Source organism: Sorangium sp. So ce1153, assembly GCF_051521595.1.
Taxonomy (GTDB): domain Bacteria; phylum Myxococcota_A; class Polyangia; order Polyangiales; family Polyangiaceae; genus Sorangium.
Genome location: NZ_CP150361.1, coordinates 7,492,096 through 7,503,057 on the forward strand (window position 1 = coordinate 7,492,096; position 10,962 = coordinate 7,503,057).

Consider the following 10,962-nt stretch of genomic DNA (forward strand, 5'->3'; position numbering starts at 1 on the left):
AGTGGAAGGTAGAGAAGCCGATGGCTGGTCCCTTGACCAAGTGGATGGGAGCGCTCTCCCGATCAGGCTCCGCCGAGGCGTGGGCGCCGAGAGCGCTGTTGCTCGTCACGCTGCTCACGGCGTCCGCGTTGATCGCCGGAGCGTGCAGCGGAGAGAACAGCAGCGCCCCGGGGCCGCAGGACGGGACGGGTGGTCCCGACGGCGGGACGAGCACGGGCACGGGCGCGGGGGACCCGTGCGTCGACGGCGCAGAGCTGGAGTGTCACATCACCGTCGGTGAGCACGAAGGCGTGCTGACGTGCATGGACGGGGTCCGGCGCTGCGTGGACGGACGTTACGGGAGCTGCGAAGGGTCAATGACGATGCGGCGGTCTCCGTTCGGGGCGGCGCCGCAGGGGAGCGGCGAGAGCGGGTATCGGCCGCTCGCCAACTCCGAGGCTTCCGACGGGGGCCTCTGCGCGACCAACCCGTGCGACCCGACGTGCCAGTCGTTCGAGGAGGTGCCGGACGGCGGCCCCATCGACCTCTCGGGGGCCGGGACGACGTACTCGTGGTCGGTCGGGGACATCAACGAGCTGCCCGAGTCCATCGCGCGGCAGGGCACGCACCAGCCGTGCACGACCGCCGAAGACTGCCAGTTCGACCAGCACTGCGACAACCCCGCGCGGGGCGCGTGCGCTCACAACATCTGCGCGACCGGCACCTCGCTGCTGTCGACGTGCAGCGGCTGCGTCACGAAGGTCTGCGACGCCAACCCGAACTGCTGCACGCAGACGACGATCCCGGCGGACTGCGGGCATGACGCCTGTCAGCAGTTCCCCGGCGCGGCGACCAACATGACCCCGACCTGCGGGGACCCGTGCATCGCGAACATCTGCGCCGCCAACCCCCGCTGCTGCGAGATCCACTGCACGTCGGACACGCTGTGCCAGACCCTCGTCGCACCGGGCAGCACCTGCGTCTACCCGGGCGTCTGCCTCCCGCCACCGCCCGGCACCACCTGTCCCACGGGAACCGCCAGGGACCTGGACGGGTCCTGCACGGGGACTTGGAGTGCGACGTGCGTCAACCTCGTCGCGACCCAGTGCGGTGGCAAGACGTGCAGCACGTCGACCCCGATGTGGAATGCCTCCTGCGTGTCCCTGGCCGAGTCGCTGTGCGACGCCGACTGCGAGGCCGCGCCCGCTGGGTGCGCGCACGACAAGTGTTACGTCGGGCAGCCGCTGAGCGCTACAACCTGCGGCGACCCGTGCATCAGCCAGGTCTGCACGAACATGCCGAGCTGCTGCTCGAGCACGGGTCAGTGGACCGACCAGTGCGTCAACCTCGTCGAGAGCCTCTGCGGCGAGGACTGCCCGCAACAGGGCCTCTGCAAGGCCTACCTGCCAAACGAGACGAACCCTGAGTGCCCCGGCGTGGATCTGACGCTCGGCGTGCCCTGCGGCGGGACGATCCCGGTCTGCAACCGCGGCAACACGGCGGCGCCCGCGGGGATCCAGATCCACCGCTATCCGGCCGGCGCGGGCAAGCTCCCCTCCTCGGCCCCCGGCCGCGTCCTGAACTCGTGCAGCCCGACCGGCGGCACCCTGGCCTGCACGACGGCGCAGCCGATCGCGCCGGGCGAGTGCATCAGCGTGGCCGGCTGCACCGGCGTCGCTGACGGGATGGAGCTCATCGTCAACCCCGGCGGCCTGGTCGCCGAGTGCCAGTGCGCCAACAACGGGAGCATCTACCAATCGGCCACGTGCGAGTCTCCCGGCTGCATCGCGACGGCCAGCGTGTCGCTGGTCAGGCCGGTCACCATGTTCATCGCGCTCGATCGATCCACCTCGATGCGCCTGCAGGGGACGACCAACGTGAGCGCCCAGCGCTGGATACCGGCGACCGAGGCGCTCAAGGCGTTCTTCAGGGATCCAGCGTCGGCCGGGCTCGGCATCGCCTTCAGGTTCTGGCCGCTCGACAACCCCGGACCGTGCAACTCCAACCCTTCGTGCCCGCTCCCGGGTACGGGCGGCGGCGGCTGCGCTCTGCCGCTCGTCCCGTTCGATGGCAACCCGGCCAACCGGTTGATGGAGGAGTCCGCGGCGATGGGGGATCAGCAAGAGCTCAAGCTCGATCAGGCGTTCATCAACTTCCCGACCCCCACCGGCGAGACACCGATGCACCCGGCGCTCGAGGGCGCCACGACCTGGGCGATCAACTACAAGAACGCCCATCCCGAGGAGGAGGTCGCGGTCGTGCTCGTCACCGACGGCATCCCGTCGGAGTGCGACACCGTCCCCAACCACATCGGGGAGCTGGCGCGCCATGCCTTCCAGGACCGCGGCGTCCGCGTGCACGCGGTGGGGTTCGGCAACTCGAACGCGGAGATCATCAACCTCATCGCGGCCCAGGGCGGCGGACAGGCGTACAACCTCCTCACCGGCGCGGCGCTCCAGGGCGGCCTCCTCAATGCGCTCGTCTCGATCCGCGGGGAGGCGCTGCCGTGCGACGTCACGGTTCCCGTCGCGGGGGCCGCGGACCCCGGGTCGGTGTCCGTCGTTCACGTGAACGGCGCCGGCGCCGAGACAACGCTCACGCGCCGGACCGGGGCGGGGAACTGCGCCGGCGGCGGCTGGTACTTCGCCGACGCGACGAACACGAGCGTGAAGCTCTGCCCCACCACCTGCTCCGCGATCCGCGAGAACCCGGGCGGGAAGGTGCGGGCCATCGTGCCGTGCGTGACGACGAGCCTCACGCCCATCACCACGGCCTGGGAGCGGTACCAGGGCGTCTGCCCGCCGGGGACCAAGACCCAGTGGGGATACCTCAGGTACAGGACGGTGACCCCAGGCGACTCGAGCGTGGAGTTCTTCGTGCGGGCGGCGGATGACGCCGCGGACCTCGGCGCAGCGACGGTGACGCTCGCCGCGACCGCCCACGCCGCGCCGACGAACACCCAGGTGTGCGACGAGACGTCCACGCCGGTGTGCACGGTCGACCTGTTCGACATTCTCGGAGAGCTGCCGGAGGCGCAGCAGGAGTTCCTCGAGCTCCAGATGAGGCTCAATCCCACGAGCACCGGCGGCGGGGGAGTTCAAGTGCAGGACTGGGAGATCACCTATTCATGTCCGGATACCGAGTGAAGCGCAGCATCACGGCGGCCGCGCTGCTCTGCGCCGCGGCGGGGGTGGTCGCGGCGTGCGGCGGGGGCGATGACTCGCCGCGGCCGAGGCCCTCGTCGCCCACGGGCGGCGCCGGGGCAGGCAGCGCCGGCGGCGGCGGCGAGGGCGGAGGCGGGGGCGCCACCCCGGGCACGTGCGGGGACGGCGTCGCCGACCCGGAGGAGGCGTGCGACGGGGACGACCTCAAGAGCGCGAGCTGCCAGAGCCTCGGGTTCGAGGGCGGCGAGCTCCGGTGCAGCCCCTCCTGCACCGCCGATGCGTCGAGCTGCTCGAGCCCCGAGGCGTGCCAGGACGGCCAGGACAACGACCTCGACGGCAGCGCCGACTGCGGGGATCCGGAGTGCGCGGACGCCTGCGCCGACATGTGCGCGGAGCCGGTGCCGCTCGCGGATCCGGCGACCGCGACCGGCGACACGAGCGGCCACGCGGTCGTCAGCAGCGGCTGCATGACGAGCAGCCCGGGCGTCGCCTACACCTTCACCGCAGCCAGCACGGGGCTGCTCGACGTCGTGCTGACCCCGCAGACGGACGCCAGGCTCGTGGCCACGCTGCGCGGCGCCTGCGCCGACGCGTCGACGATGATCGCCTGCGGCAGCGTGAGCGCCGGCGCCGGGATCGACAACCGGCTCACTTTGCCCGTCAACGAAGGCGACGCTTTCCACATCGTCGTCACCGGAACGGACGAGGGCCAGACCGGGGCGTTCACCCTCAGCGTGACGAGCCGCCAGACCGTCTGCGGGGACTCCATCCAGGATTCGACGGAGGAGTGCGACAACCCCGTCGACGAGACGGACGACGGCTGTGACGAGGAATGCCGGCTCGAGGCGACCGAGGTCGAGCCCAACGACACCCTGGCCGCGGCCAACACCTACGCCGCGCCTTTCTTCGCCGCCATCGATCCCCGGGCCGACCAGGATCTCGTGCGCGTCACGGTGCCGAGCGGCCCGACGGTCCTCATCGCGGAGACCACCGACGTCACGAGCGACGACTGCCTCAACAACCGGCTCGACAGCGTCATCGAGATCCTGGACGACAGCGGCGCGACCATCGTCCGGCGCGACCGCGGAGAGACAGGCCTGTGCGCCCGCGCGGTGGCGCCGTCGCTCGCGGCGGGCGACTACTACGTGCGCGTCACCGCGGCCACGGGCGCCGCGCGCACGACGTTCCCGTACCGGCTCGACGTGACGCTCGTCGAGGAGGCGTGCGGGGACGGCAACCTCACCGAAGGCGAGCAGTGCGATGACGGCAACACGGATGCCCTCGACGGGTGCAGCCCTACCTGCCGGTTCGAGCTCGACGAGACGGAGCCGAACAGCACCCCCGCGCAGGCCAACGCGTATACATCGCCGTGGCTCGCGGAGATCGCCCCCGCGGGCGACGTCGACGTGATCGCCGTGCAGGTGCCAGGGTCGAGCTCGACGCTCCACGTGAACGTGGCCGACAACGGCACCGACGCGTGCGCGAACGGGCTGCTCGACAGCTACATCGAGATCCTGGGGGACGACGGGGCCACCGTCCTCGCCTCCGACGACGACGGGGGGATCGGCTATTGCTCCTACGCCTCGGTGACCGACCTCGCCGCGGGCACCTACCACGTGAGGGTCCGGGCCGCGGACCTCGTCCCGAACGCGACCTTCTTCTATCGACTGAATGTCACGGTCCTCTAGCCCCGCAGGCGGGAGCGGCCCGACACGCGCGCCGCCCGCCGGCCCCAGGGAGACATCGGGAGCGCCGCGCTCTCCCGACGCCTCGAGGACGCTCTACCGCGCCGACCTGTCCGACCCGCGCCAGCGCGCCGCCCAGCCGCGGGAGATCGTGCGAGGGCGCGCCGCGCGCCGCGCCGAGTCGACCTCCGACGTCACCCGCTTCCGGGGCGTGCTGCCCGCCACGCTCGCGGGCGCCGTGGCGACCGGCGCGGCGGCGCTGCTGTTCCCACCGCCGGGGGGACACGCGTCGCCGGGGCCGCTCTCGCTGCCCCACGCGCGCGCGCAGCTCGCGTGCGCCTCGTGCCACGCGGAGCAGGCGCCCGCCGCGGGACGGGAGTTCGCCGCGGGACGAGAGGGCCGGCCGGCCGCGCGCGCGGTGGACCAGGCCTGCACGGGGTGCCACGGCGGCCACGGCTCGACCCGCAGGGGCCACGGGGAGCTGCTCGCGAGCGGCGCGCTGCGCTGCGCCACGTGCCACCCCATCCATGATGCCGACCAGGGCGTCGTCTTCGACCCCGCGGGGCCGCCGGTGCGGTTCGCGCCGGGCGCCGAGGTGGAGCTCCCGAGGACGGCCTTCCGCCCGAGCCAGCCGGCCACGGTCGCGATCGTCGCCGCCGGGAGCTGCAGGCCGTGCCACGACCTCGGCGCGCCGCGCGATCCGATCGCGCGCTGCCTCGTCGCGGCGCAGGCGCCGCTCGGCGACGCGCGCCCGGTGACCTGCTTCGACGAGCACCGCCCTGCCCTCCCCGAGGCCGCCGCGGCGGGCCTCGGCGGCGCGCGCGGCGGCGTCTGCAGCGGCCAGCACACCGAGGACCGCGCGCTCGCGTGGGACGCGGCGCGCGACGCCGCCGCGGCGCTGCCGATCATGACGGGCGCGGCCGGCGCCGCGGGCGGGGACGCGCACGCCACGCGCGCGCTGCTCTGGATGGGCGCGGGCCTCGCCGCCGCCGCGGCGGCGTTCGCCGTCGCCCGCGGCGGCCACGCCCTGCGCGAGCGGCACGCGCGGCGCTCGGCGCGCGATCTGGAGCCGGCCGAGGCGATGCTGCGCCCCGCGGCGCACGTGCTCCTGCCCCGGATCGACACGACCACCTGCCTCGGCTGCTATGCGTGCGTCGATGCGTGCCCCTACGACGTGCTCGCCGTCGAGCGATACGTGGCCGTCGTGGCCCGCCCCGAGGCGTGCTGCGGCCTCACGCTGTGCGAGCAGCGCTGCCCCAACGGGTCGCTCACCATCGAGGGCGGCGCGCCCATCGCCGATCGGCCGCGCCTCGACGACGACCTCGGGAGCCTCGACGTGCCGGGCCTGTACCTCGCCGGCGACATCACCGGGCTCCCGCTCATCAAGAACGCCATCCACCAGGGCGCGCACGCGGCGACGCGCATCGCGGAGGAGCTAAGACAGGCCGGCGCGAGCGCCGCGGGAGGCGAGCTGCTCGACCTGATCATCGTGGGCGCAGGCCCCGCCGGGATCAGCGCCGCGCTCCGCGCCAAGGAGCTCGGTCTCTCGTTCGAGGTGATCGAGCAGGGCAGCGTGGCGCAGAGCATCCAGAGCTTCCCGCGCGGCAAGCTGGTCTTCGATCAGCCGCTCGACCTGCCCGTGACCGGGAAGCTGTGGCTGAAGGAGTCGACCAAGGAAGAGCTGCTCTCCCACTGGCTCCGCATCGTGCGCAAGGAGCGGCTCCCCATCCTGCAAGATACCCGGATGGTATCCATCGCGCGCGCGGGCGACACGGGCGCGCGCGCAGGCAGGCAGGCTCCGACCGGCGCCGCCGCGGAGGCCGCGGCCGGCTTCGTCGTCGTGACCGAGCCGCGCGAGGGCGGGCCGCGCGCCGAGCGCCGGGCGCGACGCGTGCTGCTCGCCCTCGGCCAGCGCGGCTCGCCGCGCCGGCTCCCGTTCGACCTGTCCGCCGAGGTGGAAAGCCGCGTGTACTACCACCTCGCCGACGCCAGGAGCCTCGCCGGCAGCCGGGTGCTGATCGTCGGGCTCGGCGACGTCGCCATGGAGGCGGCCATCGCGCTGTCCCGCCAGCCGGCCACCGCGGTCACCGTCGTCTACCGAGGCAGCGGATTCCGCCGCGGCAAGACGAGAAATATCGAGGAATTACGAAGGCTTGCAGCCGCATCTCGCCTCTCGCTCCGCTTCGAGACCGACGTGACCGCGCTCGCCAGCGATCCGGGCGGCGCGCTGGTGGCGACCCTCGCCTCGCCGTCGGGGACGCAGGCGCACCCCTGCGACGCCGTGCTCGTCCTGATCGGGAGCATCCCGCCCTGGAGCGCCCTTCGCGCCGCCGGCGTGCGGCCGATCGCGGAGCCGTCAGATCGATCCAGGCCCGACGACGTACAAGGGACCACGCCCGCGGGCCCCGCGCCGTGAGCACGTCGTGAGGCGCGTAAGATGGAGGGGCCCAGGCCGTTCTCTGGAGGAGCCATGAAGCCGACCCATGTCGCCCTGTTCTCCGCCCTCGGCATGATGCTCACGAGCATCTCCGTGTACTCGCTGACGCCGTCCGGGAGCGGGGGCTCCACGGAGCCGGTCAGCGAGGTGGTCGCCGAGCCGCCCCGCGTCGTCCCCGAGGTGACGGGCGGCGCCGTGGCGGCGGTCGACCCGAGCCGCTTCACCACCGGCTCCAGGCTGATGCTGGAGGGGCGCGTCGGTCACGCGCGACTCACGCGCGCGGCGCGCGAGACGTTCCTGATGTTCGAGGTCCGCGGCGACGGGACGCCCGCGAGGGCCCAGGCGCAGGCGAACCTCTCGCTGGTCATCGATCGCTCCGGCTCGATGAAGGGCACCCGCCTCGCCAACGCCGTCCAGGCGGCGACGACCGCGGTGAGCCGCCTCAACGACGGCGACGTCGTGTCGGTCGTCACCTTCGACACGAGGACGAGCGTGGTCGTGCCGCCCACGACCGTCGCGCCCCACACGCGCGGCCTCATCCTCGAGGGCATCCGCCGCATCTCGCTCGGCGGCGACACGTGCATCTCCTGCGGCATCGAGGAGGGCCTCGTGCAGCTCGGCCAGGGGAACGGCGGGGTGAGCCGGATGGTCGTCCTCAGCGACGGCGACGCCAACCACGGGGTCCGCGACGTCCCGGGCTTCCGCGCGATGGCGCAGCGGGCGCGCGATCGCGGGGTGAGCATCACGACCATCGGGGTCGACGTCGACTACAACGAGAAGATCCTGTCGGCGATCGCGCTCGACTCGAACGGCCGGCACTACTTCGTCGAGAACGACGCCGCGCTCGCGCGCATCTTCGAGGCGGAGGCGGCGCAGCTCACCGCGTCCGTGGCGAGCGGCGCGGAGCTCGCGATCGACCTCGCGCCGGGCGTGGAGCTCGATCGGGTCTTCGATCGCGCGTTCCGGCGGGCCGGCGGGCAGGTCGTCGTGCCGCTCGGCGCCTTCGCGCCGGGGGAGGTGAAGACGGTGCTGCTCAAGGTGCGGCTCGACGCCCTCGGCGGCGGCCGCGACGGCGCCTCCCCGATCGCCGACGTCGGCCTCGCGTACCGCGACCTCGTCGCGGGGACCGACGCCCGCTGCCAGGGCAAGCTCGGCGTCGCGCTCGCGGAGAGGGACGCCGACGCGAGCGAGCTCGACGCGCTCGTCGCGGGCCGCGTGCAGCGCAGCGAGACGGCGGCGACGCTGAAGCAGGCGAACTTCCTGTTCGAGCAGGGGCGCCTCGACGAGGCGCGCAGCAAGCTCGACGCGCAGCAGCGGTCGCTGCGGAGCGCCGCCGACAAGGCGAAGCGCGCCGCCCCGGCGAGCCGCGCGAAGGACGTGGCGTTCGACTTCGAGAGCCAGCTCGCCGCGCTGGAGCGGGCCGACTCGGAGTTCGCCGCGCCGCCGGCGTTCGCCACGCCGCCGACGTCCGCCGCCCCCGCGAAGCCGGGCAACTTCGCGCAGGCGCCGGCGGCGCCGGCGGCGAGGCCGGCCCCGGCCCAGTCCCGCGAGGGCAAGGCCGCGGTCCGACGCAACGAGGTGGACGCCTTCGAGTTGGCCCGCTGACGCGCGCGGGCCGCGGCGCGCACCGCGGGCACGGCAGGGACCGCGGCGCGCACGGCGCTGGCCGCGGCGCGCGCGGGGCGTTGACACGGGCAGGGCTTTGGGGTTTTGACTCCCGGCGGTGGGCGTTCGACCGAGGGCGAGCCGGCCGGGAAACCGCCGGACGGGTGGCGACGGCGCGCAGGGATCGCCCCCGCGCGAGCCCCCGTCGTCGACCCGGAAGACCCCCCCGGCGCGGCGCGCGCGCGGCGGCTCCGGGCAGCGCGCGCCGACGTCGCGGCGCCCCGCGCCGGCCCGGCTGAAGCGCGGGCGGGCGATCGTCCTCGTGCTCGCGGGCGCGCTCGCGGCCGCGGCCGCGGCGCTCGTCGCGCTGGTGGTCGGCTACGGGCGCATGAGGACCCCGGACCGCGGGCGCGTCGTCGAGATCAACTGGCCGGACGGGCTCGACACGGACGACGCGGCGGCGCTGCTCGCGGCCGAGGGGCTCGTGGAGAGCGAGCGCGCCATGGCGCTCTACCTGCGCGCGACGGGCGGCACCGAGGCGTTCGTGCCGGGCCCGCACCTGCTCTTCGAGGGGGCGACGCCGCGGGAGCTCCGGCAGCTGCTCACGCGCGCGGAGGGGCGGCCGACCGCGCGCATCACGATCCCCGAGGGCTTCAGCCGCTTCGACATCGCGACCCGGCTGGAGAAGCTGCGCATCGCCGGCAGGAAGACGTTCCTGGCCGCGACCGCCGACGGCGCGCTCCTCGACGCGCTCGGCATCGAGCGCGGCGGCGCGGTGGGCGCGGAGAGCGCCGAGGGGTACCTCTTCCCGGCGACGTATGATTTCCCGCTGGACTCGGACGCGCGCGACGTCGCGAAGCGCCTCGTCGCCGAGGCCGACCGGCGCTGGAGCACCCTCGCGGCGCAGGGCAAGGACGGGCTCGCCGCGCTCCAGGCGACGCTCGGGTGGGGGCGCCGCGAGGTGCTCACGCTCGCCTCCATCGTGGAGAAGGAAGCGGTGGTCGAGGAGGAGCGGCCGCTCATCGCGAGCGTCTTCCTGAACCGGCTGCTCGATCCGACGTTCCGCTCGCGGCGGCTGCAGTCCGACCCGACGGCGCTCTACGGCTGCGTCGCCTGGCCCGAGGAGGCGCCGTCGTGCGCCGACTGGGACGGCAAGCCGACGCCCGCCGTGGTGCGGGATCCGAGCAACCGCTACAGCACCTACGCGCACCCCGGGCTGCCGCCGGGGCCGATCGCGAACCCGGGGGCGCCGTCGATCGCGGCCGTGCTCGCGCCCGCGGCGACGAAGTACCTCTATTTCGTGGCGGCAGGCGGGGGCCGCCACCGGTTCAGCGAGAGCCTGGACGATCACAACGATGCGGTGCGGAAGCGGCGGGAGGCGACGGCGCCGTAGGCGAACGCTTCCTTGAGCGGCGTGAGGCGCAGTAGATTCGCGCGCCACCATGCTCCGTCCCGCTTCGTTCCTCGTCGCGCTCTCTGCTCCCCTCGCCTTCGCCGCCGCGGCGGCAGGTTGCTCGTCCCGTGCCACCCCCCCGACGGAGCGCAGCGCCGCGCCGCAGGCGGAGGCGTTCCCGAGCGCGCCCGCGAGCGCCGCGCCGCCAGCGCCCGACGCGCCCACGGCCGCCGCTTCCGCGAGCGCCGCCAGTCCCTCCCCCGCGGCTTCCGCCGCGCCCGCCGCGAGCGCCGCTCCCACGGCCAGCGCCGCGACCGAGCCGACGGCGCCCAGCGCGGCCCCGGCCGACGCCGGACCGCTGCCCAAGGTGAAGGTCGCGAACATCGGGATGCACATCGGCGGCGGCCCGCACGACGACTACACGAAGGAGCCGATCAAGCGATCGGTCGCGCCCCACTTCGACGAGTTCCGCCGCTGCTTCGCGCTCGCAGAGGACCCGACGAAGGGCGGCGACTTCGGGATCGACCTGCGGATCGAGAAGGACGGCGGCAAGGCGGAGGTGCGCAAGCCCCGGACCGCGCTCAAGGGCGAGGCGTTCAGGAAGTGCGTGGTCGGCGTCTTCGAGCAGATCGACTTCCTGAAGCCGCGGCGAGGCCCCACCGTGGTGAGCTACTCGCTGCGGTTCACGCCGTGAGCAGG

General features: G+C 74.0%; 6 protein-coding genes. All 6 read left to right on the plus strand.

The window, feature by feature from the left end:
- Window positions 1-20 precede the first annotated feature (20 nt).
- The 6 genes from WME85_RS26975 to WME85_RS27000 all read left to right on the plus strand — a co-directional run bounded on the left by WME85_RS26975 (window position 21) and on the right by WME85_RS27000 (window position 10,957).
- Complete coding sequence (locus tag WME85_RS26975; protein WP_437825231.1) at window positions 21-3,125, plus strand: vWA domain-containing protein; 3,105 nt, start codon at window positions 21-23, stop codon at window positions 3,123-3,125.
- Window positions 3,107-4,831 carry a pre-peptidase C-terminal domain-containing protein gene (locus tag WME85_RS26980; protein WP_437825232.1) on the plus strand — a complete coding sequence of 575 codons (1,725 nt, stop codon included), beginning with the start codon at window positions 3,107-3,109 and terminating at the stop codon, window positions 4,829-4,831. The genes WME85_RS26975 and WME85_RS26980 overlap by 19 nt, the downstream gene beginning before the upstream one ends.
- A 148-nt stretch (window positions 4,832-4,979) precedes the next feature.
- The gene (locus tag WME85_RS26985; RefSeq protein WP_437825233.1) at window positions 4,980-7,244 is read left to right on the plus strand and encodes an NAD(P)-binding domain-containing protein; all 2,265 of its coding nucleotides are present in this window, start codon (window positions 4,980-4,982) and stop codon (window positions 7,242-7,244) included.
- A 54-nt stretch (window positions 7,245-7,298) separates the two neighbouring features.
- Window positions 7,299-8,870 carry a vWA domain-containing protein gene (locus WME85_RS26990; protein ID WP_437825235.1) on the plus strand — a complete coding sequence of 524 codons (1,572 nt, stop codon included), beginning with the start codon at window positions 7,299-7,301 and terminating at the stop codon, window positions 8,868-8,870.
- Window positions 8,871-8,988: 118 nt separating this feature from the next.
- Entirely contained in the window at window positions 8,989-10,263 is a 1,275-nt protein-coding gene (gene mltG / locus WME85_RS26995) for an endolytic transglycosylase MltG (protein ID WP_437825236.1), read from the plus strand.
- Window positions 10,264-10,312: 49 nt separating this feature from the next.
- Window positions 10,313-10,957, plus strand: a complete 645-nt coding sequence (locus tag WME85_RS27000; protein WP_437825237.1) for a hypothetical protein — start codon at window positions 10,313-10,315, stop codon at window positions 10,955-10,957.
- Window positions 10,958-10,962 lie beyond the last annotated feature (5 nt).

Excerpts from the sequence above, each read along its gene's own strand:
- WME85_RS26975 (WP_437825231.1), top strand. The coding sequence starts at position 21 with ATGGCTGGTCCCTTGACCAAGTGGATGGGAGCGCTCTCCCGATCAGGC.
- WME85_RS26980 (WP_437825232.1), top strand. The coding sequence starts at position 3,107 with ATGTCCGGATACCGAGTGAAGCGCAGCATCACGGCGGCCGCGCTGCTC.
- WME85_RS26990 (WP_437825235.1), top strand. The coding sequence starts at position 7,299 with ATGAAGCCGACCCATGTCGCCCTGTTCTCCGCCCTCGGCATGATGCTC.
- WME85_RS27000 (WP_437825237.1), top strand. The coding sequence starts at position 10,313 with ATGCTCCGTCCCGCTTCGTTCCTCGTCGCGCTCTCTGCTCCCCTCGCC.